20 protein-coding genes and 1 tRNA gene are annotated in these 24,074 nt (G+C 53.9%); 11 read left to right on the top strand and 10 right to left on the bottom strand.

Annotated elements, in window-relative coordinates:
* Positions 1-94: 94 nt before the first annotated feature.
* Both ACTO3O_RS01545 and ACTO3O_RS01540 read right to left on the bottom strand, forming a co-directional pair.
* Positions 95-532 carry a DoxX family protein gene (locus ACTO3O_RS01545; RefSeq protein ID WP_297831961.1) on the bottom strand — a complete coding sequence of 146 codons (438 nt, stop codon included), beginning with the start codon at positions 530-532 and terminating at the stop codon, positions 95-97.
* Between the two features lie 37 nt (positions 533-569).
* Positions 570-932 (bottom strand): arsenate reductase family protein, encoded by a 363-nt coding sequence (locus ACTO3O_RS01540; protein WP_297626952.1) that lies wholly within the window; start codon positions 930-932, stop codon positions 570-572.
* A 61-nt stretch (positions 933-993) separates the two neighbouring features.
* Here ACTO3O_RS01540 and ACTO3O_RS01535 point away from each other — a divergent pair, with 61 nt between their 5' ends.
* The 3 genes from ACTO3O_RS01535 (at position 994) to ACTO3O_RS01525 (ending at position 4,464) form a co-directional block, all read left to right on the top strand.
* Positions 994-3,093, top strand: a complete 2,100-nt coding sequence (locus ACTO3O_RS01535) for a cation:proton antiporter (protein WP_300730605.1) — start codon at positions 994-996, stop codon at positions 3,091-3,093.
* A gap of 38 nt (positions 3,094-3,131) precedes the next feature.
* On the top strand, positions 3,132-4,196 hold the full coding sequence (locus ACTO3O_RS01530; protein ID WP_297831954.1) for an AI-2E family transporter: 1,065 nt from the start codon (positions 3,132-3,134) through the stop codon (positions 4,194-4,196).
* 115 nt (positions 4,197-4,311) lie between these two features.
* Complete coding sequence (locus tag ACTO3O_RS01525; protein WP_297831951.1) at positions 4,312-4,464, top strand: hypothetical protein; 153 nt, start codon at positions 4,312-4,314, stop codon at positions 4,462-4,464.
* A 1,248-nt stretch (positions 4,465-5,712) separates the two neighbouring features.
* On the opposite strand, the gene ACTO3O_RS01520 is transcribed toward ACTO3O_RS01525, so the two are convergent.
* The 4 genes from ACTO3O_RS01520 to ACTO3O_RS01505 all read right to left on the bottom strand — a co-directional run bounded on the left by ACTO3O_RS01520 (position 5,713) and on the right by ACTO3O_RS01505 (position 7,867).
* Positions 5,713-5,786: transfer RNA gene (locus tag ACTO3O_RS01520), tRNA-Asp, on the bottom strand.
* A gap of 76 nt (positions 5,787-5,862) precedes the next feature.
* Entirely contained in the window at positions 5,863-6,408 is a 546-nt protein-coding gene (locus tag ACTO3O_RS01515) for an RsmD family RNA methyltransferase (protein ID WP_297831834.1), read from the bottom strand.
* Entirely contained in the window at positions 6,396-7,133 is a 738-nt protein-coding gene (locus ACTO3O_RS01510) for a DUF3822 family protein (RefSeq protein WP_298080854.1), read from the bottom strand. Before ACTO3O_RS01510 ends, ACTO3O_RS01515 begins: the two co-directional genes overlap by 13 nt.
* Positions 7,134-7,237: 104 nt before the next feature.
* Positions 7,238-7,867 (bottom strand): hypothetical protein, encoded by a 630-nt coding sequence (locus tag ACTO3O_RS01505; RefSeq protein WP_294594307.1) that lies wholly within the window; start codon positions 7,865-7,867, stop codon positions 7,238-7,240.
* 72 nt (positions 7,868-7,939) lie between these two features.
* On the opposite strand from ACTO3O_RS01505, the gene ACTO3O_RS01500 reads away from it, so the two are divergent.
* Entirely contained in the window at positions 7,940-9,382 is a 1,443-nt protein-coding gene (locus tag ACTO3O_RS01500; protein ID WP_297831841.1) for an ATP-dependent DNA helicase, read from the top strand.
* A 53-nt stretch (positions 9,383-9,435) separates the two neighbouring features.
* Here the strand turns inward: ACTO3O_RS01500 and rplS are convergent, their stop codons facing one another.
* Complete coding sequence (gene rplS / locus ACTO3O_RS01495) at positions 9,436-9,798, bottom strand: 50S ribosomal protein L19 (RefSeq protein ID WP_294594305.1); 363 nt, start codon at positions 9,796-9,798, stop codon at positions 9,436-9,438.
* 328 nt (positions 9,799-10,126) lie between these two features.
* Between rplS and surE the strand changes: the two genes are divergently transcribed.
* The 3 genes from surE (at position 10,127) to guaB (ending at position 14,090) form a co-directional block, all read left to right on the top strand.
* Complete coding sequence (gene surE, locus ACTO3O_RS01490) at positions 10,127-10,936, top strand: 5'/3'-nucleotidase SurE (protein WP_297831846.1); 810 nt, start codon at positions 10,127-10,129, stop codon at positions 10,934-10,936.
* Positions 10,937-12,148: 1,212 nt separating this feature from the next.
* Entirely contained in the window at positions 12,149-12,556 is a 408-nt protein-coding gene (locus ACTO3O_RS01485; RefSeq protein ID WP_297831850.1) for an acyl-CoA thioesterase, read from the top strand.
* Positions 12,557-12,617: 61 nt separating this feature from the next.
* A complete protein-coding gene (gene guaB / locus ACTO3O_RS01480) occupies positions 12,618-14,090 on the top strand; it encodes an IMP dehydrogenase (protein WP_297831852.1) in 1,473 nt (490 codons plus the stop codon).
* Positions 14,091-15,243: 1,153 nt separating this feature from the next.
* On the opposite strand, the gene ACTO3O_RS01475 is transcribed toward guaB, so the two are convergent.
* Entirely contained in the window at positions 15,244-15,696 is a 453-nt protein-coding gene (locus ACTO3O_RS01475) for an OsmC family protein (RefSeq protein ID WP_294593666.1), read from the bottom strand.
* Positions 15,697-15,869: 173 nt separating this feature from the next.
* Positions 15,870-17,282, bottom strand: a complete 1,413-nt coding sequence (gad, locus tag ACTO3O_RS01470) for a glutamate decarboxylase (protein WP_297830921.1) — start codon at positions 17,280-17,282, stop codon at positions 15,870-15,872.
* 237 nt (positions 17,283-17,519) lie between these two features.
* Here gad and ACTO3O_RS01465 point away from each other — a divergent pair, with 237 nt between their 5' ends.
* Genes ACTO3O_RS01465 through hxsC form a run of 4 tightly spaced genes read left to right on the top strand, consistent with a single transcriptional unit; the run spans position 17,520 to position 20,971 of the window.
* Positions 17,520-18,344 carry a peptidoglycan-binding domain-containing protein gene (locus tag ACTO3O_RS01465; RefSeq protein ID WP_297830923.1) on the top strand — a complete coding sequence of 275 codons (825 nt, stop codon included), beginning with the start codon at positions 17,520-17,522 and terminating at the stop codon, positions 18,342-18,344.
* A gap of 1 nt (position 18,345) precedes the next feature.
* A complete protein-coding gene (gene hxsD / locus ACTO3O_RS01460; protein WP_297830925.1) occupies positions 18,346-18,690 on the top strand; it encodes a His-Xaa-Ser system protein HxsD in 345 nt (114 codons plus the stop codon).
* The gene (hxsB, locus tag ACTO3O_RS01455) at positions 18,690-20,102 is read left to right on the top strand and encodes a His-Xaa-Ser system radical SAM maturase HxsB (protein ID WP_297830927.1); all 1,413 of its coding nucleotides are present in this window, start codon (positions 18,690-18,692) and stop codon (positions 20,100-20,102) included. Before hxsD ends, hxsB begins: the two co-directional genes overlap by 1 nt.
* Positions 20,102-20,971: a His-Xaa-Ser system radical SAM maturase HxsC gene (gene hxsC, locus ACTO3O_RS01450; protein WP_297830929.1), complete on the top strand. Its 870-nt coding sequence runs from the start codon at positions 20,102-20,104 to the stop codon at positions 20,969-20,971. Before hxsB ends, hxsC begins: the two co-directional genes overlap by 1 nt.
* Positions 20,972-21,134: 163 nt before the next feature.
* On the opposite strand, the gene ACTO3O_RS01445 is transcribed toward hxsC, so the two are convergent.
* Positions 21,135-23,192, bottom strand: coding sequence for a DUF262 domain-containing protein (locus ACTO3O_RS01445; protein WP_297830931.1), 2,058 nt, complete (start codon positions 23,190-23,192; stop codon positions 21,135-21,137).
* Between the last annotated feature and the right edge of the window lie 882 nt (positions 23,193-24,074).

Below are 24,074 nucleotides of genomic sequence, written 5' to 3'. Positions count from 1 at the left end.
TCCACCCGGCGGTCAGTATTGAAAAAATAACGAAAACGCCTCGTTTTCAGCAAGAAAACGAGGCGTTCGACAGACTAACGAGTATGTCCGAATTTTATGCTTCGGGCCGCCGCAACACTTTTCCGATCAGCCGATCGATGGAGTAACGCCCGGGCCCGCTCACAAACAACACGACGAACATCCCGACATACAACAACGGTAATTCGACGCTCCCCAACCCCGTCCCGCCGTGGGTGGTCATCGCCATAATCATCGAGAAAATCATCGGAATCAGAGCGAAACGAGTCAATAACCCGCTGACAACCAAGAGCGAACATCCGATTTCGACCAGAATAATCATCACGAGCGAAACGGCTCCGCCCCACCCGATCGGATCGGGAAAACCATTCCGCAAAGCGGCGTAATACTCCAACTTCGCCACCCCGTGCACAAACAGGAGGCCGCCGGCAAACAAACGCAACAGCAACAGAGCCAAATCGACATACCGCTCGCTCAGCAAAAAGCCCAGCCACGGATTTCCTTTCGTTTTCATAATTTTTCGTAGGTTTGGTGATACACCCTGCCGTAAATCAAAAAGCGTGCAAAACTTCGCTCCACTCCCCGGGCCGAAATCCGACCCGCACACACGCCCCCGCCACCAGCAGAGGCCGCTTCACCAACATCCCGTCCGTAGCCAGCAAACGAATCATCTCCTCGTCCGACATGCCGCCCAACTTCTCTTTCAGCCCCAAAGCCTTATAGCGCAATCCGCTGGTATTGAAAAACTTCCGCACCGGCAACGCGCTCATCGCCACCCACCGTCGAAGCTCCTCTTCGGAGGGCCGAGCCGTCGCTATGTCCCGCAACTCCGCCTCCACCCCCTGCTCCGCCAACCACCTGACCGCCCGGCGACAAGTGTCGCACTTCGGATAATATAAGAGTAATGGCCTCATTTTTGTACCTTCGTTTCGTCAGACAAAAATAACGATTCCTCACCAAACTCCGAACCGCATTATGCTGCCCCTGATGTTCATAGACTTCACACTGCCGTTCACCAACCCGGTGCTGAAATTCCTGCTCATCCTGATTATCATCCTCTTCGCCCCGCTGCTGCTCAACAAAATCCGCATTCCCCACCTGTTGGGTCTGATCATCGCCGGCGCCGTCATCGGGCCGTTCGGGTTCAACCTCATGGAGCGCGACAGCAGTATCGTACTCACCGGCACGATCGGACTCCTTTATATCATGTTCCTCGCCGGGCTGGAAATCGACATCGCGGACTTCAAGAAAAATAGCGGCCGGAGCCTGATTTTCGGCCTCTTCACCTTCTGCATCCCGATGGTTCTGGGCATTCTGGCCAGCATCTACCTGCTGAACTTCAACCTCCTGACCTCGATCCTGCTGGCCAGCATGTTCGCCTCCCACACCCTGATCACCTACCCGATCGTCAGCAAACTGGGCATCACGAAAAACCAGGCCGTGACCATCACCGTCGGCGGCACGATGATTACCGACACCCTGGCCCTCCTCGTGCTGACCATCATCGTCGGCCTCTCGGCCGGTTCGGTCGACAACGGATTCTGGATCCGTCTGGGCCTCTCGCTGACCCTCTTCGGCGCTATCGTACTCATCCTCTTTCCGTTGCTGGGACGATGGTTTTTCAAGCGGTTCCACGACAACGTCTCGCAATACATCTTCGTACTGGTCGTCGTCTTTCTGGGGGCCTTTCTGGCCGAAACCGCCGGCATCGAGCCGATCATCGGCGCCTTTCTGGCCGGTCTGGCGATGAACCGTTTGATTCCGCGCACCTCGCCGCTGATGAACCGGATCGAATTCGTCGGCAACGCCCTCTTCATTCCCTTCTTCCTGATCGGCGTGGGGATGCTGATCGACTACCGCGCCTTTTTCAAAGACTTCGAGACGATCAAAGTGGCCATCGTGATGACCGTCGTGGCGACCCTGGCCAAATTTCTGGCCGCCCTGGCCACCCAGAAAAGTTTCCGTTACACCGCCGACCAGCGCCGCCTGATCTTCGGGCTGAGCAACGCCCAGGCCGCCGCCACACTGGCCGCCGTAATGGTCGGCTACGGCATCGTCACCGGCCACACCGAGACGGGCGAGCCGATCCGCCTGCTGAACGACAGCGTGCTGAACGGCACGATTCTGATGATCCTGATTACGTGCACCATCGCCTCGTTCGCCACCCAGCGCGGCGCCGGGAACATCGCCCTGTCCGAAGCCTCGGACACCGCGCAGGATTCGGAAAAAAATCTCCCCAAGGAACGGATTCTGATTCCGGTGGGCTACCCTGCCACCGCCGAAGAGCTCGTCCACCTGAGCGTCACCATCCAATCGAAAGGCAACCGGGACGGCCTCTACGCCCTGCACGTGGTTCCGAACGCCACCACCGACAGCACAGCCGACCGGCAGGGGCGTCGTCTGCTGGAACGGGCCGTGATGACCGCCGCCGCCACCGACAACGAGATGCAGGAGTTGCTGCGCTACGACTCGGACATCGCCAACGCCATCGTCAGCACGCTTCACGAACAGAAAATCACTGACCTGATCCTCGGCCTGCGCCCCGAACGGGAGGGCGAACCGTTCGTTCCGTTCCCCAGCGCCACCATCGACAGTGTACTGACCCAGAATAACATCACGACCCTGATTTACAAGCCCGTCCAACCGCTTTCGACCGCCGGCCGGCTACTGGTTTTCGTTCCGGATCGGGCCGAAAAGGAGTTGGGATTCGCCCTCTGGATACGGAAAGTGTGGAACATGGGTCGCAATACCCATACGAAAGTGGTTTTCTATGCCTCCTCCTCTACGTTGAGCCAGATTCGCACCCTCCAGACGAAAAATCCGATCGAAGCGGAATTCCACGTATTCAACGACTGGGACGACTTCCTGATCCTGTTCCGCGAAGTGCGCGCCAACGACATCCTGCTGGCGGTGCTGAGCCGCAAAGGCGGCGCCTCCTATCATAAGTGCATGACTGCCGTCCCGGACTACCTGACCCGCTACGCGCCGTCGAACAGCCACATCCTGATCTACCCGCTCCAGCCGTGCGATCCGCGGCACAACGATTTGAACAACGCCTCGCTGCTGATCTCGTGACCCACCGCCGAACAGCCGCCTCACACCCTCGATTCGCCATGCCCGACACACTGACCCGTCAAAATGCCGTTTTCCGCCGACTGCTTTTTCTGGGCGTATTGATCGCCCTCGGCATCATTATTTTCCACCAGCTGAGCTTCTTCGTGGGAGCCTTTCTGGGAGCCGTCACGCTTTACGCCGTGCTGCGTCAGCCCCTTTTCCGCCTGACCGAAGAGCGTCGCTGGCGACCGTGGATCGCTTCCGCCACGCTGGTGACCGTGACCTGCATTTTGCTATTGAGCGTCGGTTACCTGATTTTCGAAGTGATCGCGACGGAGATTCCCGACCTGAAAACGGCCCGCATCTTAGCCGGCATCAACCAATTGATCGAACAGATCAACGACCGAATCGGCTACCGAGTTATCTCCGGCCGGTGGCTCGCCGAGTCCGAGGTCTTCATCAAGCGCTTCGCCTCGATGCTGATCAATACGACCTACAGCTTCACGGCCAACATCCTGATGACGGTCGTGATTCTCTACTTCATGCTGAGCGCCGGTCGTCGGATGGAGGCGGCCCTGGTTCGCTACCTGCCTTTCAGCGGTCAGGGTCAGTTGTTGTTGCGGCGCGAAGCGAAAAACATGATTTTCAGCAATGCTATCGGCATTCCGGTCATCCTGTTGGCCCAGATGGCGACCGCCGGTCTGCTTTATTGGGCCACCGGCATCCCCAGCGCCCTGTTTTGGGCCTTTCTGACCGCCGTGTGCGGACTGGTTCCGATGGTGGGAACGGCCTTGGTTACAGTTCCTCTGGGCATTTATCTGCTTGCTACGGGAGCCGTCTGGCCCGGCATTTTCCTGTTGGCGGGAGCTGTGCTCATCGTGGCCAATGTCGACAATGTCTGTCGAATTTTCCTGATGAAACGGGCGGCCGATACGCATCCTTTGATCGTAGTGTTCGGAGTCATCGTGGGGATTCCTTTGTTCGGCTTCTGGGGGATTATTTTCGGGCCGCTGCTGATCTCCGGTTTCCTGCTGTTGATTCGAATCTATTATATCGAATACCGATTGATTCCCCGGAATTCCTCCGACGATCCGGAGATCCCGTTGGATACCCCGCCCCAATAATCGCCTTCTCGGTCGTTATGTTTCGTAATCAACACTGTTCATTTGAGTGAATGGCAGTCTTGTCGGAGTGTCCGAAAGCCCCGCCCCGGGCTGCCGCGAAAGAGCCGATGGGGATATGTACAGCAACGGATTTAGCGGTTATAGTTGGGCTTCGGGCGCGAACAACAGCATTTCCGGCTTCGATTTACTGTTCGATTCGAAACGTCTCTACAACAACAGTGCGAATTATCGCGGCTACGGTCTTCAGTTGCGTTGCCTCTCGGAATAAACGGGGACGCGCGACACTCGAAAGATGGCCGGGGTACTTTCATCGGAGTTTTATGTGGGCCGAAGCCTGCGGGGTTTGGGGTAGAGGCTGGCAGTAAAAGACGCTGTGCGTCTCTCCGCGGCGGGAGGCTTCGGCCCGCGCGGCTCTTTGAGCCGCAAGAGCAAAGCTCATTTCTATTAACAATTCGCTCTCAGCCTATATCTGTTCGCCGCCACCCCATGCGGCGGACTGCGCGGCTCAAAGAGCCGCAAAAGCTCGGCCCATTTCTGGGCACGACAACACCCCATTCACCGCCCCCGTTTTGCGAGGTTCGTCCTCGGCATCCCCCCTCGCGCCGCTAATGCGTCGCTGCGCCCGAGGACGGCGATTCCTCTTGGAATCGCGCTATTCGCTCTCAGTTCAAGCGGACGAAGCCTGCGGGGCCCACAGCAACGTCAGTTGCGGGCCTCCGCGGTCAGAGGCTTCGGCCCGCGCGACTCTGCGAGTCGCAAAAGCATAGCCCAACCCACGGCCCAAAGCACTGCCTAACGGCAAACCCCATACTCGGCCCAGCGCGGCGCGAAAACCGACTACGGTTTTCGCGCCCGAAGAACAATCGCAACCCAAAGCAAAGCCCAATTCTCCGCCCCGTGTCCGCCTCACTACGGCTCCGCTATCGCTCCGCCGCGTTTTCGCACGCCTGCGCGATTCATCTATATTCGGCTAACCGCCGAAATAGTTGAATCGCTTCTTTAGGCGCGGCGCGCGTCTGTCCTAAAGGAGGGTACTGCCCTTGCGCCGGGCGGGCGGTGCGTTGACCTGCAGTCTCCCTCGCGCTTGCGAGGCATCGTCGACAAGCCGACGTGCTCTCGCTTCGCTACTCGGGTCCGGCACTCAGAATGGGCAGCCTCTACCCCAAGGCCGCCTCTACCCTAATTCTTTGCCCGCGCGCCTGGGGAAATCTTGTCAAAACGCACAAAGTGCATTTTGACGATTTCCCTCTTTAGGCGGGGGCACGGTCGAGCTTTACCCCGCCTGAAACTGCCCTGCGCGGGCGGCGGCCGGTTAGTAAGACATAGACAACCCTAACAAAATCCCAACGGGCGCACCGGAGGGACGGAGCGATACTGCGTATCGCTTAACCAGTTCTGCCCAACCCGCTGTCCGCGCGCCAGCCGAGAAGCAGCCCCCCCAAAAAATCCCCCCTCTCCACCGCCAACAAACAAAAAACGCCTTGGAATCCATAAAAAGATTCCAAGGCGTTTCATGCGGTGCGGACGAGACTCGAACTCGCGACCCCCTGCGTGACAGGCAGGTATTCTAACCAGCTGAACTACCGCACCCAATCGCAATCCCTACCCCGAGATTGCGGTGCAAAGATAAACACATTTTCTAAAACTGCAAACAACTTTCCGGATTTTATTCCTCACGACGGAAAAACGAAAACTGCACACTCCCATAACTCCTTCGTTCCCAAAAGTTCGGATAGTCCGAAAAATCTTTCTGCGCCGAATGCTCCAACACAAAAATCCCCCCCTCCCGCACGAATCCTCCTCCGAAAACCAACTCCGGCAACTGTTCGACCCCCGGCATATCGTACGGCGGATCGGCAAAAACCACATCGAAACGCTCCGTCCCCACCATACTTTTCAAGTAGACGAAAACATTGGTTTTAATGCTCTGAATCTGCCCGAAACCGAGCTCCTGAGCCGTCGCCGCAATGAACCGCTGGTGGATCGGATTCATCTCCACCGACACCACCCGTTCCGCCCCCCGCGAAGCGAACTCATAACTGATCGACCCCGTTCCCGAAAAGAGATCCAGCACCTCGATCTCCTCCAGATCGTAGAGATTCTGCAACACATTGAAGAGATTCTCCTTAGCGAAATCCGTCGTCGGCCGCGCCCGGAAATTGCGCGGCGGCACGATCTGCCGTCGTTTGCGAACGCCCCCTACAATACGCATAAATCCCTAACCCGTTGATGATTATAGAATTTCACCTCCCGAGCATCCACCTCGCCGAAATAGCGACCGAAAAACTCCTGCAACCGCCCGACCCCCTCACCCGTCAAAACGATCCGATAGGTCGTAAAGCCGTCGTTTTTGAGCAGTTTCTGGACATAATAGAGCAGCTCCTCCGGCGTATCGACCCGCATCGTCTCAGCCGCATACAACCCCCGATGCGCCACCGTCACATGCGCCACCTCGCCGTCCAACACCACCTGCACGCAATCGTTCGGCGTCGCCTCCAGCTCCAGCAGGAGCGGATGGTAGAACAAGGCCGCCGGATACAACTGCAACAAGACCGCCGCAATCCCCGAATCGACCTGCCAGACCGCCGCCGCCTGCGACGAGATCAGGTTGTTCGACAACGTCGTCATGCCCGGCACGTACATATTGGCCGCCGTCAGGTACTGTTCCGCCCGTTCCGGTTCGAAGAGCGCCTGCGGCACCAGCAGGACATTGTCCGTCGCGCACCCCACGAAGACCCTCCCGAGCGGCGGTGTCGTCGCGGTGAGCATCGGTTCCTGAGCCAGAATCGAGGCCATATCGGTCTCCCGATAAGCCGCCGCCCGCACAATCGCATCGCGCGCATCCACCCCTCTCCCCTCAGCCGCCCGTCCGACATCGAAGACCACAAAAGAAAATCCATTCAGACCGACCTGAATGGATAATTCTCTGTGTCTCAAGTTATGCCGCGCTACGTCCCGCATGGAATAATAAAATTTGAGCTGAAGAGCGACTCGTAAAAAGCCGCCCGAACAAGAAGGACAACCGCCTTCGCAAACAGCATCTACTCCCAGTTCCCCGCCTCGTTAGTGGTAGCGGTCAGCGACCCCACCTTCAAACCGTCGGCGCGGCTCAGCGTATTGACCTGATAATCCCGGAAGTTGATCAACTCCTGTTCATCCAAGTCGCCCAGGAAAGTCGGATACTTGGCGAAAACTTCCACCACCGGCACCACCACCTTGGATTCGGTTTCGATCGACGCCGTGTCCATCGCAAACTGCTGCAACCGGCCCGTCGCCTCGACCGAGAACGGGATGTAACGCAGGTTATTGAAATCCCCGCCCAGCGTATAGAACCGAACGGTATCCTTCACCGCCACCTGGAATTTTTCGCGCCGCACCTGCCCCAAAGCCACCGCCAGCGAGTCGTCTTCCGATCCGGTCGCCCGTTCGAGCACCAGCGAGTCGTTTTCGACAAAAGCGATCAGCGAGTCGAAACTCGGCGTAAACTTCATGTATTTCGCCCGATAAGCCCGCTGCGCCTCGCGCACATCCTTCAAGCGTTCCACCACCTGCGCTTCGCGCTCCTTGCGAATGCGTTCGAACTCCAGCGGCGTGTTGAACAACGAATAGAGCCACCACACCAGTGCCGCGATCGCTGCCAGCAAAAGTACCTGAAGTAGAATTTTTTTCATCTTATGATTTTAGTTTTTAAGTTTGTTTGCGGTTAGCAGCAAAATCCGACCGCGCGAAACACCCGAAATTCCATGTCTCTGAGCCGTCATATTGCGTCCCAAATATACAGTAATTTTGCATTCGAACCAACAGCCGAGCAAAAAAAGTTGATCGACACGCTGGGCGACTACCTCGCCTCGGGCGACGAAAGCGCCGTTTTTCTGATCAACGGATACGCCGGAACAGGGAAAACGACCGTCATCGGCGCCCTGGTCCGCACCCTGCACCGGCTGGAGCTTCCGTGCGTGCTGATGGCCCCTACGGGGCGGGCCGCGAAGGTCATGGGGCGATATGCCGGCGCCGAAGCGCATACGATCCACAAAACGATCTACCGCGAGCGGGCGGCAGGCGGAGCCGAGGGCTCTAAGTTCGACCTGAACTTCAACAAATCGAACGACACCTTGTATATCGTGGACGAAGCCTCGATGCTGACCGGGCGTTCGACATTCACCGGGAGCGAGGGAGCGACATTCGGATCGGGCGACCTGATCGACGACATGTTCGACTACATCCGACAGGGGCGGAACAACAAAGTGATCCTCGTGGGCGACCAGGCCCAGCTGCCCCCGGTCGGCTACGCCGTTTCGCCGGCCCTGAGCCCGGAATATATGGCGCGGTACGGCACCGTCTGGAGCCACACCCTATCCGAAGTGGTGCGCCAGCAGAGCGACTCGGGGATTCTGCACAACGCCACGGCGATCCGCCGCCTGATCGAGTCCGGCACAGCCGACATCCCGCAGTTCGACCTCCGTTTCCCGGACATCGTGCGGATCGACAGCCGCGAACTGATCGACGAGATCGACACCTGCTACGGCCGCTACGGCCAGTCGGAAACGGCCGTCATTTCGCGCTCCAACAAGCGGGCCAACCACTACAACCAGGGGATTCGGCAAACGATACTGGACTACGAAGAGGAGATCGGCTCGGGCGACATGGTGATGGTGGTCAAAAACAACTACCACTACGTAGAGCTCGCCCCGGAGGCGCGGATGGACTTCATCGCCAACGGCGACATCGCGCGCGTGCACCGAATTTATCGGACGCGGGAGAAGTACGGCTTCCACTTCGCCTATGCCGAGCTGGAGTTTCCCGACTACGACGACTACCGGCTGGAGTGCTGGCTGCTGTTGGACGTGCTGCACAGCCCCGCCCCGTCGCTGAGCCGCGAGCAACAGTCCCGCCTCTTTCTGGCCGTCGAAAAGGAGTATGCCGACATCACCCAGAAAGGAAAACGGTACAAGGCGGTGATGGCGGACGAATTTTACTGCGCCCTTCAGGTGAAATTCGCCTATGCGATCACCTGCCACAAGGCGCAGGGAGGACAGTGGTCGGCGATTTTTCTGGACATCGTCCTGTTCGGCGAGGAACCCATGACGCTGGAGTTGTTGCGTTGGCTCTACACCGCAGTGACGCGGGCGACCGAACGGCTCTATCTGGTCAACTACGACGACCGGTTCTTCTTAGAAAACGAATAGAGCGGCCCGCAAAACCTGCGGCCGCTCTATTCGATATAGTTAACTCACAAAAACTACTTGCTGAGTTTCTTTTCCTTGATCCGGGCTTTCTTACCGGTCAGGTTACGCAGATAGAAAATTCTTGCCCTGCGCACCACCCCGACTTTGTTGAGTTCGATTTTGCTGATCGTCGGCGAGTAAACCGGGAAGATACGTTCCACCCCGATCCCGTCCGAGATTTTACGGATTGTAAAGGTTTCGGTCGCCCCCGCCCCTCTCCGCTGGAGCACCACACCGCGGAAATTCTGCAACCGCTCCTTGTTACCTTCGCGGATTTTGATCGTTACGGTGATGGTGTCGCCCGCCTTGAAATTGGGGACTTCGGCCGTCTCCTGTTTGAAAGCCTCCTGGGCCACTGCAATCAGATTGTTCTTCATCGTTGAACTGAATCTAAAAGGTTAGAGTGCGGAATGTTACGGTTCCGTAGGGTGGTCGTCCTCCTCGCAGAGAGGAAAACAAACGGAGTCACTGCCCCGTTATCCGAACGCCGCCCGCCGTCAGAGATTCCTGCACGAAATTCGGCGCAAAAGTAGCGATAAAAACCCAACCGACCAAATCTTCCTCTCGATTTTTCATTCCGGGCGACAACAACAGACCGTCCGTCGGCGCCTCCCCCGAGAGCCCCCTTCCGAAATTTCGCCCCGCCTGCGTTTTGTTCCGACAATATTTGGTAATTTTAGCCCCGTACAAAAGCATCACTACAGCATGTCCGAATCCGCAAGACCCCTCATCTTCGTCACCAACGACGACGGCGTACAGGCCGCCGGCATCGCCGCCCTCATGCGGCTGGCCACCGAATTCGGCGACGTCGTGGCCGTAGCGCCGAACGAGAGTTACTCCGGGATGTCCCATTCGATCACCATGCAGCGTCCGCTGTTCGTGAGCGCCGTGAGCAGCGAGCCGGGACTGGAGGTCTACTCCTGCACCGGCACGCCCGTGGACTGCGTGAAGATCGGTTTCGACGAGATTTTGGGCGACCGGCGTCCCGACCTCGTTCTGTCGGGCATCAACCACGGTTCGAACGCCAACGTCAGCGTCATCTACTCCGGCACGATGGGGGCCGCCACCGAAGCCGCCCTGTACGGCATTCCGTCGATCGGCTTCTCGCTCACCGACCACTCGCCGGCCGCCGATTTTACGGCAGCCGTGCACTATGCCCGCGAGATTCTCGCCCGGACACTGGCCCTGCCGGCGGAACGTCTGGCCGGCCTGTGCCTCAATGTCAACGTGCCCGACATCCCGTTCTCCGACATCCAAGGCATCCGCGTCTGTCGCCAAACGCGCGGCAACTGGCGCGAAGAGTTCGTCCACCGCACCGATCCGCAGAATCGGGACTATTATTGGATGTCGGGCCGGTTTTACAACTTCGAGACCGAGGCGGAAGATACGGACGAGTGGGCCTTGCGACACGGATATGTGGCGGTTGTGCCGGCCCAGATGGATCTGACGGACTACGCCCGGCTCGACACCCTGCGCAACCACCTGAGCCGCCCCGGGCTACCGCGAGAAATCTGACGGCGGACTGAATCGAGCAGGCAGCGAAGGCTCCGTCTGGTCGGCATCGCACAGCAGCGCCAGCAGCACCAACAGCATGATCCTACGTTTCATGACCAGTGCGATCCAGGCCGATTTCCCCAGCTATCGCATCAGCGGTTTTCCGTTGCGTTGCCTCTCGGAATAAACGGAGGTGCGCGCTCGCAATGGACAATAGGCTCGAACTACTTTAATTTGCTCTTTGAATTAACACCTGCGGTTTGAAAATCGCACTACTCGCTCTCGGTCTTAGCAGTCCGCCGCTAGCGGGGCGCAATCGAGGTTGCGAAAATGCAATTGCCTTAGCGGGTTGAAACCTGCGGGGTTTAGGGTAGAGGCTGACAGCAAAAGACGCTGTGCGTCTATCCGCTACGGGAGGCTTCAGCCCACACAACCCTACGGCTCACAAGAGCACTGCCAATTTGTTTTCGGCCGCAGTCAGCGGAGAACGAATATTAAGGCCGAGGCGGCCAGTAAAAGACGCTGTGCGTCCCCTCCGCATCCGGGGGCTGCGGGCCGACCGTTGTCACGAGGACTTAGCTATTCGCTCTCAGCCTAAAGCATGTCAAAAAGCACCGCCCAATCCACAGTCCCCTACTCGGCCCAGCGCGGCGGGAAAACCGATTGCGGTTTTCCTGCCCGAAGAGCAGGCACGGCCCAAAAGCTCGCCCCAGTTCTCCGCCTCGTGTCAGCCTCACTGCGGCTCCGCTTTCGCTCCGCCGCTACCGTCGCCCGCTGGGGTTTCATCTCGATTTTGCTCACCGCAAAACGAGTGAAATCCCTCTTTACGCGGGCGGGCGACGGATTTTTCGGCAAAATCGATTTTTTCGCGCGCCTTTGGCTACGGGAGGGTACTGCCCTTACGCCGGGCGGGCGCACCCTTCGGGTGGTTTAATGGCGGCCTCTACCCCAAGGCCGCCTCGGCCCAATTCCTCGCTCCGTTCTTTGTCCGCGCGCTGGCGGAAATCTTATTCAAACGCAAATCACGCGTTTGAATGATTTCCTACTTCAGCGATCGCGCGCGGATCGAGCTCTGTCCCGCCTCGAACTGTTCTTTTTCTTCAGAAAAAGAACCAAAAAGACTTTCGACGGATGCTACGCATCCTCAAGCCGCCGACGGCCCAACCCGTCGCCCGCAAAAAACACAGACAATAACCCGGAACCCACCACCCGATTCCGCCAAACATTCATACTATGATCACATACGACACCCAATTCCGCGTACCCTACGGCGACGTAGACCGTATGGGGTTTTTCTACCACTCCCATTACGTCGAACTGTTCGACATGGGACGCACCGAACTGATGCGCAGCATCGGGCTGCCGAACGCCGAAATCGAAGCGAACGGCGTCATGCTCCCCGTGCTGAAAGTCGAAGTAAACTACAAGAACCCCGCCTATTACGACGACCGGCTCACCGTCCGCACCACCCTGCGCGAGCTTCCCGGCGTGAAGATCCGATTCGACTACGAAGTCTTCCGCGAAAACGGCGAACGAATCACCACCGGCTCCGTGACCCTCGCCTTCATGCACGCCGACACCAAGACCGCCTGCCGACCACCGCAAACCCTATTGGAAAAACTCGCCCCCTTTTTCCGCTAAACCGCCCCGCATTTCGACAAAAAGCATTACCTTTGCCAAAATTTATTAACCGGTACCCATTATGTCGTTCATAGATGAAAAAATCGTCGCCGAAGGCCTCACATTCGACGACGTGCTTCTCGTTCCCGCCTACTCCGAAGTCCTGCCGCGCGAAGTCAAAGTCGCTTCACGATTTTCACGCCACGTGCCCATCAACACCCCGATCGTTTCGGCCGCCATGGATACCGTGACCGAAGCGGAACTCGCCATCGCCATCGCCCGTCAGGGCGGGATCGGCGTCATCCATAAGAACATGCCCATCGAAGCCCAAGCCCATCAGGTGCGCAAAGTGAAACGGGCAGAAAACGGGATGATCTACGACCCGATCACCATCAAAGCAGACGGCACCGTCGGCGAAGCCAAAACCCTGATGCACGACAACAAAATCGGCGGGATACCGGTGATCGATGACGACCGCAAACTCATCGGGATCGTCACCAACCGCGACCTGCGGTTCCAGACCGACGCCGCCAAGCGCATCAAGGACGTGATGACCAAAGACAACCTCGTGACGACCCACAATCCGGACCTGAACGAAGCCGCCAAAATCCTGCTCAACAACAAAATCGAGAAACTGCCCGTGATCGATGACAACGGGAAACTCGTCGGCCTGCTCACCTACAAAGACATTACGAAAGTACAGGACAACCCGAACGCAGCGAAAGACTCCAAAGGACGGTTGCGCGTAGCGGCAGGCGTCGGCGTCACCCACGACACCATGGAACGCGTGGCGGCACTCTATGAAGCCGGCGCAGACGCCATTGTGATCGACACTGCACACGGACACTCGCGCGGCGTAGTCGAAAAGCTCAAGGAAGTAAAAGCGAAATACCCCGATCTGGACGTCGTTGTCGGGAATATCGCCACCGCAGAGGCCGCCAAGATGCTCGTAGCCGCAGGAGCCGACGGCGTGAAAGTCGGCATCGGGCCCGGTTCGATCTGCACCACCCGGATCATCGCCGGCGTCGGCGTACCGCAGCTCAATGCCGTCTACGACGTGGCATCGGCCTTGAAAGGCAGCGACGTTCCGGTGATTGCGGACGGAGGGATTCGGTATACGGGAGATATCGTCAAGGCAATTGCCGCCGGCGCAGACTGCGTGATGGCCGGTTCGATGTTCGCCGGCGTGGAAGAGTCGCCCGGAGAGACCATTATCTACAACGGTCGTAAATTCAAGACCTACCGCGGCATGGGCTCGTTGGAAGCCATGCAAAAAGGGTCGAAAGACCGCTACTTCCAGGACGCCGAAGACGACGTGAAGAAGCTAGTGCCGGAAGGGATCGCTGCCCGCGTGCCGTATAAAGGACAGCTCGCCGAAGTGATTTATCAGATTATCGGCGGTTTACGCGCCGGGATGGGCTACTGCGGCGCGAAAGACATCGAAGCTTTGAAAGGCGCAAAATTCGTTCGGATCACCGCATCGGGGATGCAGGAGAGCCATCCGCACGACGTAACGATTACGCGCGAAGCGCCCAACTACAGCAGACAAGATTAGCCTCCTATTTTTGATCCTTCTATATTTTCAGGAAGCGCATTTCTCTTCGTTCCGGAGAAATGCGCTTTCTTATTTTTTTACTCTCCATCTTTCCCCAGTTCCTCTCTCGTGCTCCGCCGACACATCGTCCAAATCTCCGCTTTCCGCCCCGGGCAACCGCAGCTACAGTTCGGGCACACCGGGCGGCATCGGCGGCAGCGGTTACAGTTGGCTTTCCTCAGCCAGAGAGCCCAGCGGCGTGTTCTTAAACTTCGGCACGCAGTACCTCAATCCCAGCAGCGTGGACTATCGTGGCTACGGTTTTCCGTTGCGGTGCCTCTCGGAATAAACGGGTCAGACCGCCCCGGGCTTCCGCGGCTATTATGTAGGAACGCTAAGCAATACAGGTAGCAGCGGATTCAGCTGGTCTTCCGCCACGAACGACATTTACGGTCAATATTTTGACCTCGCCATAACTTCACTCTATCCGAGCAATTCGAGCGGTCGGGCTCACGGTCTTCAGTTGCGTTGCCTCTCGGAATAAACGGTACCGCTCGGCATTCGAACCGGGCTTCCGCGCACCTACGACAGGCAACCTGTGGAACATGGGTTGTCATGGATTTTGCTACTCTTCAACCGTCATCGGCTCCCAAAGCTTGTTTTTGAGTTTCGACCCGACCATACTCAACCCCGGCAGCAAAAACCATCGCGCCCACGGTCTTCCGTTGCGCTGCCTCTCGGAATAAACGGGGTGCCGCTCGGCACGCGAAAGCTAGCCGGGCCTACCCTTTCTGTGGCTTGACTTTGTGCGGGCGAAGCCTGCGGGGCCCACTGCAACGTTAGTTGCGGGCCTCCGCTGCGGGAGGCTTCGGCCCGCGCGACCCTAAAGGGTCGCAAAACTCCGCCACCAGCACCGCCCAAATCGGCTAAATTCAGCGACAAGTCCGGCGGTTCTACGAACCGCAAAAGCACAGCCCATTCGTTCTATACGCGACAACAGTTCGCTGCCAGCGGGGAGTGCAACGAGCCCCGACGAGTTGCAGTCCGCCGCGTGGGGTGGCGGCGAACTGCGCGGCTCTGCGAGTCGCAAAAGTTCAGCCCCAAATCCAAACCCCAAGCACAGCCAAAAGCAAAGCCCAATACTCCGCCCAAAGCCACGCCCCATACTCCAAAGCTACAACTCCATCGACATCACATCCCGCTCATCGATCCGCTCCCCATTGAGATAGACCTCGATCGAGATCGGCGCCACCCGACGCAACATATCCGACACCCCGCAATAACGCTGTTGCGACAACGCCACCATTTTCAGCGGTTTGGCCGGCTCTATCCCCTCCCCTTCGAACCGATACCTCAACCTCATCGCCGTGTACAGCGACGGCACCTCCTCCGTTTTGTCCGCCTCCGCCTCGATCTCGATCCGCGTGAAATCGACCCTCATTTTGCGCGCCAACGAAGCGATATCCATCCCCGTACACCCCGCCAGCGCCACCAGCAACAACGGCTTCGGCCGCGCCCCCAGATTCATCCCCCCCATCTCTTCCGACGCATCCACCACAATCGTGTGTTCGCCGATATGCGCATCATACTGCATCCCCCCCTGCCAATTCAAAACAACCTTGTCCATAACGAATTCTTTTGATTGAGAAAAATAGCGTATCAAAAATACGACCGAAAACGACACCTTGTACCCCCTCGAAGAAAAACACCCGGCCCCGCACCAAAAGAACCGCCTTATATCCCATCAGCCGGACATAAGGCGGTTCTCATTCATTCGGTCGGAAAACTCCGGAACCTCACCTAACGGATATGGTCGAAGCACCGCCGCTTCTTAGCCCACTCCTCCGCACTGTTTGTCGGGTTCTCCAGCGCATCGAGCTGAGCCACACACGCCTTGATATCCTTCATCAGCAAATCCGCCAGATCGATCCCAACCCCCTGCCGCGCCACGATCCGCATGATGATGACATCCTCCATATCGGCCGGCATCGTATAAGCCGGCACCTGCCAGCCCTGGATATGCAGCCGATCCGACAAATCGTACAGCGTCCATTTCCGATTCGGATCCTCCTTCAGTTTCCAGATAAAGAGCGGGTTCGGCATCTCATCCGAGAAGAATTCGAAAATCCCCATCTTTCGGAGCTCTTCCCGCAGGTAGAGACAGACATTCAGCGAGCTGGCCTGTACATCGTGATAACCGTTCCACCCGAGCCGGATCAACTGATAGTACTGCGCCAACACCTGATTCCCCGGCCTCGAGAAGTTGATCGAGATGCTCGGCACCTCTGCCCCCAGATAATTGACCGCGAAATTCATCTCCTTCGGCAGATACGACTTGTCTTTCCAAATCACCCATCCGAGCCCCGGATAGACCAGCCCGAACTTATGCCCCGACGTACTGATCGAGAGCACCCATTTGAGCCTGAAATCCCACTCGACCTCCGGATAGATGAACGGCAGGATGAATCCGCCCGTCGCCGCATCGACGTGGATACAGATTTCCCACCCGTTCTGCGTATTGAGTTTGTCGATCGCATCGTCGAGCGCCTTCACATCGTCGTTCAGCCCCGTGATCGTCACCCCCTGGATCGGCACCACACAGATGGTATTTTCGTCGCAGAGTTTGACGACCTGTTCCGGATCGAGCGTGATGTGCTCCGCCGTAATCGGCACCTGCCGCATTTCGACATCCCAGTAGATAGCGAACTTTTCCCACACCACCTGGAAGCAGGACGAGATCACGAAATTGGGTTTGTCGGTCGGTTTTCCAGCCGCCTGGCGCCGTTTTTTCCAACGGAACAGTGCCGACAGCGCCCCGAGCATACACGCCTCCGACGACCCCACGGTACTGGTACCCATACAGTACTGTTTACCGTCCGCCTCCGGCGAGTTCCACAGCTTAGCGATCATATTCACACACCGGCGTTCGATTTCGGCCGTCTGCGGATACTCCGTTTTGTCGATCATGTTTTTGTCCATGGTTTCGGACATGATTCGACGTGCGCTGTCATCCATCCAGGTAGTGACGAACGTAGCGAGATTCAGGCGGGAGTTCCCGTCGAGCATCGCTTCGTCATGAACGATCTGATAGGCGATATCCTCCGCCGTACCCTCCTTGGTTATCTCAGTTTTCGGAGCCACGCGTTGTTCTTCGTTCGAACCGAAGATAGGCGTGTCGATCACATCATTTTTGAGCATCGGGAACTTTTTCATGATTAGAATGTTTTTGAATGAGTTATTTAAATACTTCGTTCTCCTATTGTGGAGGACGCCCTGATACGTTCCAAATACTGTGCCATACCCGCCCGGTTCCGCGGCAAAATTTCGACCGCCCGCACCCTTCACCTACACATGAATATCACGGCTCCTTATCATAAAAATACCGACGAATCATGTCATTAAAAAATATATAAATACTATATTTGCAACTACATGCAGTCAATCCTCTCCATGAAATCGAACCTCAAAAAACTACTCCAAAGCGTAATCGCCTCCTCCATGGCAACTTTGGCAAGCACCTATGGAGCCAAAGCAATGCCCTCCTATCAGTTTGCAGATGACCTGTCCGATTCCTCAACAGACGAATATGGACAAGCCTCAAAAGATACGAACGTTAAAATGCTATTGCATTTGAATTCGGATGACACTTATACCCTGGCCGCTCATCGAAGCCACAGCTCACACCGCAGCCATAGCTCCCATCGCTCTCACAGTTCCCATCGCTCCGGCTCTTCTCATTACTCTCATTACTCCTCCACTACCTATAGTAACACATCGACCTCAACCATTTCACCAGCCAATTATACCTTAGGCTCCCGTACTTTGTCCTTGAATTCTTACGGAGCCGACGTAAAGGCGCTGGTCGATCTGCTCGTCAAACATAAATACATGGAGCCGAATTCGGCCAGCACAAATTATTCAGGATATGTTATTTTCGACATCAAAGTTCGGAATGCCATCCAAATCTTTCAAAAAGATGCCGGCATTGTTCAAGATGGTATTGCCGGCACTTCAACGATTGCCAAACTGCAAACGTGGGTACCAAAAACTTTCAACCTGGGAGATCGGTTGCTAAAAAAGGGAATGCAGGGAGCCGATGTAACACAACTAAAGAACATCCTGATCGACAAAGAATTACTCAACAAACCATTCGTAAAGGGCGAAATCAATTTTGACATCACTATCGAACAAGCCTTGAAACGATTTCAGGACAGCATTGGAATAGAAGCTTCCGGAGTAGTCGATACACAAACCCTCTATTTCCTGAAAAAATAAGATGACGGATATTCAACTCGATTCGCAGGGACGAGTAGTGCTTTGCGTCGACCTCTCCATTTACGCAGAACGAATTGTCGACAAGGTACTCTATTGGTGGAGCAGCGATTACACAATTACCCGAATAAACAATCCAGGTACGACACTCCAAAGCATTACGTTCGCCGCCCCCGTTCCCATTCTGCAGGAACAATTCCAATCAATCGCACAGAAACTCAGCGCCGATTTCATTGACTATAAAAATCGGGCGATCGTCGAGTCGGAAACACGCGATTTAAGGAATATCCTATATGCCAAAGCGTTCGCCAACAGCGACGATTTCGTGGAATTCGAATTCGACGAGTGATGGGATACTCTCTGCTGCCGTTCCGATTCCATGTCCTTCGCAACCGGGAATTACTTGTCAATGACCTCGGCGATTATCTGTTATTGCCTCGCGGAAGCGTACAACGCATCGTCGACCGACAAATCCGGCCCGACGAAGAGCTGTACAAAGACCTTGCCGCCTCGTTCTTTATAAGCGAGCGTCCACTACCGCGTTTGCTTGATACGATGACAGTTCGGCTCGCGACACGCAAAGCCTTTCTCGACCACTTTACGGCGTTGCACATATTCGTACTGACGCTTCGCTGCAACCAGAACTGCATCTATTGTCAGGCTTCGAGCAAAGAGAGTTGCCGTGAGGAATACGACATGAGCGAAAAGACGCTCCGACGAGCCGTCGATCTGATGTTTCGTTCGCCATCGCCATCGCTGACAATGGAATTTCAAGGAGGCGAACCGACCTTAGTGCCGCACCTGATTCGTAAGGGTATCGAATATGCGGAGGAGAAGAACCGCATTGAACAGCGACGAATAACTTATGTGATTTGTACGAACTGCGTTAATCTGACAGGCGAAATTCTCGACCTATGCAAACAATATGGAATCGTCATTTCCACCTCTCTCGACGGGCCTCAATTTCTACATAACCGCAATCGAGGGAAAACGGATAGCTACCAGCGCGTCGTGAGCGGAATCGCAAAGGTACGAGAAGAGTTGGGCGAAGGACGTGTTTCCGCGTTGATGACGACCTCGGAGTATTCGCTCGACTATCCGCGTGAGATTATCGACGCCTATCGTGAAAACGGATTCCACAGCATCTTCATTCGGGCGCTTAATCCTTATGGATTAGCAAAAGAAAATGATGACTGGACTGCTTACTGCGACCGATTCGTCGCATTCTACAAGCAGGCGTTGGAATATATCATCGAAATCAACACGTCTGGCGAAGTATTCGTCGAAGAGTTTGCAACGCTCATATTGCGGAAGATTCTGACTCCTTTTCCGATCGGTTTCGTCGATTTGCAATCGCCGTCGGGCATCGTAAACGGAGTGGCTGTATATAACTATGACGGATATGTCTATGCCTCCGACGAATCGCGTATGCTGGCCGAATACGGCGACCATACATTCCGTTTGGGACGAGTGAGCGACCGTTACGAAGATCTGTTCTATGGCCGCAAAGTACAAGAAATATCGCAGTTATGGTCGACCGAATATATCGCAGGCTGCGCCGATTGCGCGTTTCAGTCGATCTGCGGGGCCGATCCCGTACGCAACCACTCCACGCAAGGCGATATGTACGGATTTCGCCCTACCTCCAATTTCTGCCGCAAACATAAGGCGATTATCGAGTATATCTTCGAGCTGCTGACCGAACGCAGAGAGGAGGTCCTGCCTATTTTCAAGAGTTGGATTACAGGAACACGCGGATAATGAGAGATACGATCGACATAACCTCGAACGACAATGCGCTGTTCATCACCTCGCAGTGCAACAACCGATGCGTCATGTGCTGTCAGCCGCCTTTGCAGCGGAACGATCTGGATGGCTATTTCCGCAGAAATATGGAGTTGATAGACTCCGCACCGCCGGAATTGCCATCCCTCGGCATTACGGGCGGAGAGCCGACTTTACTCGGCGATCGGCTATTCGATATGATCCGCCATATCAAGACGAAGCTGCCCGATACCGAAATCCATCTGCTGACGAACGGGCGGGCTTTCGCCGATAAAACATATGCACGGAAACTTGCAGCCTGCGGAGTCGAAAAGATGCTGCTTGGCATTCCGCTCCATGCCGACAATGCCGCAGACCACGATGCCGTTACACAAGTTCGAGGTTCGTTCGCCGAAACAATGCTCGGCCTGTATAACCTCGGTCGTTACGACATAGGAATCGAATTGCGGTTCGTTATCACCCGCATGAATTATCGGCGCCTGCCTAAACTGCCGAATTTCATTTACCGCAATCTGCCGTTCATCGAGTTTATTTCGCTCATGGGATTGGAATACACGGGGTATACGATAAAGAACAGAGACACCGTATGGATCGACCCGCTGGATTATCAGACCGAATTGATGCAGGCCGTTACGGAGCTACATGACTGGCGTATGGACGTTTCCATCTTCAACCTGCCGCGATGCGTACTTCCCGAATCACTATGGCCTTTCGCCCGCAAATCCATATCGGACTGGAAAACGAAATACCTAGATATTTGTAGCGACTGCGTGGAGCAGACGGAGTGTTGCGGGTTATTCGCCACATCGCAAGTACAAAGTCAAGGCATTAAACCAATAATTTAATGTTAAAATCCGTATACTGCACCGCCAGAGCAGGTAGCATCTAAAATCGTATTTGCGAGAGTTTTCTTTGACCACGCTTGGATCTTCGGGATTTGACAATAGTCTGTCCCCATCCATAGACAAGACACCTCAAGTCCCAGCCCATATTCGAGGCCACTCTATTCTATACAATTTGCTTACCAGATATTAAATCCTGTACTTTCATATCATTCCAAAATTTTTCATATATGGCTATCATACGTTGAGTTATCGCTCTGAAATGATTTTGAACCTTATCATCATATATACGCTTATCGATTTGTTCCCAAAATTTCCAATCGCAGCCTATAAAGGAAATTTCTCTCATATCTTTCTCCGACAATCTTTCTCCAGGTGACAATCTATGTCCTTCGCGCCTATTCTGTTCCAACGATATGGCTCTTAGATTACCAATCGTATAGTTCCAATCTTTGATAGCTTTATTACAATACATTTTGCGGTACACCCATTCGCTCGGATAGATATGATCCCAATCCCAAGGAGTGTTCGTATCTTCTATACTATCCATCTGGTTATAATCGCCAAATACCTCGTTGATATAGGTTCGCTGGGCAAATAATACAAGCGACCGACAAAATCGTATTACATTGAGGAACTTAGAAAAACAAGTATTAAATACACTTTGATCGCTTATTGAGGAATCAATTCGACGGTAGTAATCTATGATCTTCGTGCCTACACCTTCAGCTAATATTTCCCATTTTGAAGGATTATCACAAACAAAGAGTTGCTCTACACCCTCCTGGGTATAATAATCTCTAAGTAATTGGGGCGGAAGAAGAGCATTGACTCCACATCGGTTGCTATTCAGCTCTATTTGTTGATCAATTGGCAATTCCCAATAACTGTCAGTTTCCACCTCCCTCCACATGATGGAGATATTTGCAATGCCAAACCAGTGAAAAATCAAAAGTTTTGCTGTTATTTTCAAACTAATATCAGTTGTTATTTTAATCGACGTATGCTTTCTAAGCCAGCAAAGTAAGAATAAAAATAAATCCGGCGATTTGTTTATCAACTGTTTAACAATTACAGGCGGCATCCGTCCCTCAAGCGATTCCTTACATTGTAAAATATTGATTGCCTGAGTGAACAAGTTTGAGGCATTAGTATTCTCGCCTTCATTGACAAGACACATTAAACCCTGTTTAAACTGCTCATTTTTCAGTCGTTGCTGAAATTGCCGCACATTCATTTTCACAGGATAGTTATTTCCGTCAATTTCACTCCACACCATACGAGACACCAAAGAAATTACCCTTGTAGGCTTTACAAAATTCAGCCCTATTTTTTCCACCAATTGCTTAGTATCAGGAAACGTAGCTTTATATATAGAATAAATCAAATCATCTCCCGAAAGAGATGTTCCAGCAGAATTGATGCGTACAAATAGAGTCGGATTGTCCGTCGTTTGTTCTTCATTAAGAACACTATCTGAGATAATATCGCAACTTATCTTCCGTCGTATGGCACGTTTTACAACAACCAGCAACTCTTCGATTTTACTTTTGGAATTTTCTAATATTTTCAAATACGCACTTTTATCTTCAAAATTACCCAATTTCGTAGATATAGTATCGGGAAGATATCGTTTTACCATATCAATGACTTCTTCCGTTGTTTCTGCCTCTATAAAAAAACATAACGGTAAAGGACAGTTGGCATCATACGGATATACGGAAGTATTGGCAAAAGAGGTGTATTTTTTACTTGTGTTTTTCGGATCTTTTTGGAATAATTCAAGTGCCTTGTACCGATCCGACACACTCATCCTTAGACCCTGATCTTTAGCCTGATATCCCCAAGGATGCGATCTTGTCACTAAACGAAGAAGATACTTTCTTGTGTCCAGATCTATTTTGTGATCAATATCTATCCACAGAACCGGCAACTGATCTTGAATTGACCATGCTTTTGATGCAGTTTCGGTAAACGGATTATAAAATCCTAAAAATATCGAAGTAGCCCGTTGCTGTCCATCCATCAGATGATATTTTCCAGAATTAGTCTTTGAAAGCAAAAAAGACCCGACAGGATACTCTCTTAACAGAGAGTCCCATAAATTTTCAATTTGCATAGCATTCCACACAAAGCCTCGTTGAATTGCAGGAAGTTCAACTTCTGATCGATGCGGCCTCAATTGCCAATCAGCTATTACCTGTAATAAAAGTTTATCCTCCATATTACACAACCATAATTATAAAACAACAACCTAAAGATATAAAAATATTATAAATTCTAAAAATAGCCATAAATCCATCCTGAATCAATAGAAAGCAAAGCATACTTCAGACAAAAGATATCTCGAAATGAGTATTTCTGCCATCAGAACTCAAGTACTGCGATTCGGCACACAGAAAGAGTGCTTGCATCGGCATCCGCTTGCTATGGCGCAAAAGCAGAACAATCCCACATATTGTTGATATACAGAATTATTTGACAACTATAACTTCTCAATCGGTGATATAACAAAAATAGATATTGACAAATATACTGATGAGTATATAGAAGAAGCTTGGAATGTCGTATGTCCCTATTGTGCAATAGATGATTTAGCCTATCTTGCCGATAATGAAACCGATAAAGACAAAAAGGCGTCATTGTGTAGGGATGCAATAGAATATAAACCGATACACGCCGCTATGTCGCATACGTCTCGCTTAACGCATGCGGCAAAAAGGCGGCTTACGGCAACATTATGAAAATATTAAAGCGCGGATTATTCAATTGCTCAATAATGTATAATGGCGGATACGGTCAGCAAAGAGAAACGTTCGGAGATAATGTCCCATGTAAGGGAAAAAGAGACGAAACCCGAAATAATATAGTCCGAAAATATTTGTTCGCGCGCAGTTTGAAAGATCGGAAGAATGTAAAGCGATTGCCGGATACGAATGGGTGTTACTTCTGCGATTTTTTAGGTCGCCGGCCTCAGCGCGCAGCGAATGCCGTAGGCAGGCCCCCCGAGGACAAACCTCGCAGAATTGGGGCGGTGAACGAGGTGCTACTTTTGCGACCTTTAGGTCGCCGGCCTTGTCGCCCAGCGGCTTTACCGCTCGGGCGA

This window comes from Rikenella sp. (genome assembly GCF_056799795.1).
This window is presented reverse-complemented; position numbering and strand designations above follow the sequence as displayed.

Bases quoted from the DNA above. Each gene is read 5' to 3' on its own strand.
- hxsC (WP_297830929.1), top strand. From the start codon at position 20,102: ATGAGAGATACGATCGACATAACCTCGAACGACAATGCGCTGTTCATC.
- gad (WP_297830921.1), bottom strand. From the start codon at position 17,282: ATGAAAAAGTTCCCGATGCTCAAAAATGATGTGATCGACACGCCTATC.
- ACTO3O_RS01530 (WP_297831954.1), top strand. From the start codon at position 3,132: ATGCCCGACACACTGACCCGTCAAAATGCCGTTTTCCGCCGACTGCTT.
- ACTO3O_RS01535 (WP_300730605.1), top strand. From the start codon at position 994: ATGCTGCCCCTGATGTTCATAGACTTCACACTGCCGTTCACCAACCCG.
- surE (WP_297831846.1), top strand. From the start codon at position 10,127: ATGTCCGAATCCGCAAGACCCCTCATCTTCGTCACCAACGACGACGGC.
- ACTO3O_RS01500 (WP_297831841.1), top strand. From the start codon at position 7,940: ATGTCTCTGAGCCGTCATATTGCGTCCCAAATATACAGTAATTTTGCA.
- ACTO3O_RS01485 (WP_297831850.1), top strand. From the start codon at position 12,149: ATGATCACATACGACACCCAATTCCGCGTACCCTACGGCGACGTAGAC.
- ACTO3O_RS01525 (WP_297831951.1), top strand. From the start codon at position 4,312: ATGTACAGCAACGGATTTAGCGGTTATAGTTGGGCTTCGGGCGCGAAC.
- rplS (WP_294594305.1), bottom strand. From the start codon at position 9,798: ATGAAGAACAATCTGATTGCAGTGGCCCAGGAGGCTTTCAAACAGGAG.
- ACTO3O_RS01505 (WP_294594307.1), bottom strand. From the start codon at position 7,867: ATGAAAAAAATTCTACTTCAGGTACTTTTGCTGGCAGCGATCGCGGCA.
- ACTO3O_RS01545 (WP_297831961.1), bottom strand. From the start codon at position 532: ATGAAAACGAAAGGAAATCCGTGGCTGGGCTTTTTGCTGAGCGAGCGG.
- ACTO3O_RS01475 (WP_294593666.1), bottom strand. From the start codon at position 15,696: ATGGACAAGGTTGTTTTGAATTGGCAGGGGGGGATGCAGTATGATGCG.
- ACTO3O_RS01515 (WP_297831834.1), bottom strand. From the start codon at position 6,408: ATGCGTATTGTAGGGGGCGTTCGCAAACGACGGCAGATCGTGCCGCCG.
- ACTO3O_RS01465 (WP_297830923.1), top strand. From the start codon at position 17,520: ATGAAATCGAACCTCAAAAAACTACTCCAAAGCGTAATCGCCTCCTCC.
- hxsB (WP_297830927.1), top strand. From the start codon at position 18,690: ATGGGATACTCTCTGCTGCCGTTCCGATTCCATGTCCTTCGCAACCGG.
- ACTO3O_RS01540 (WP_297626952.1), bottom strand. From the start codon at position 932: ATGAGGCCATTACTCTTATATTATCCGAAGTGCGACACTTGTCGCCGG.
- ACTO3O_RS01445 (WP_297830931.1), bottom strand. From the start codon at position 23,192: ATGGAGGATAAACTTTTATTACAGGTAATAGCTGATTGGCAATTGAGG.
- hxsD (WP_297830925.1), top strand. From the start codon at position 18,346: ATGACGGATATTCAACTCGATTCGCAGGGACGAGTAGTGCTTTGCGTC.
- guaB (WP_297831852.1), top strand. From the start codon at position 12,618: ATGTCGTTCATAGATGAAAAAATCGTCGCCGAAGGCCTCACATTCGAC.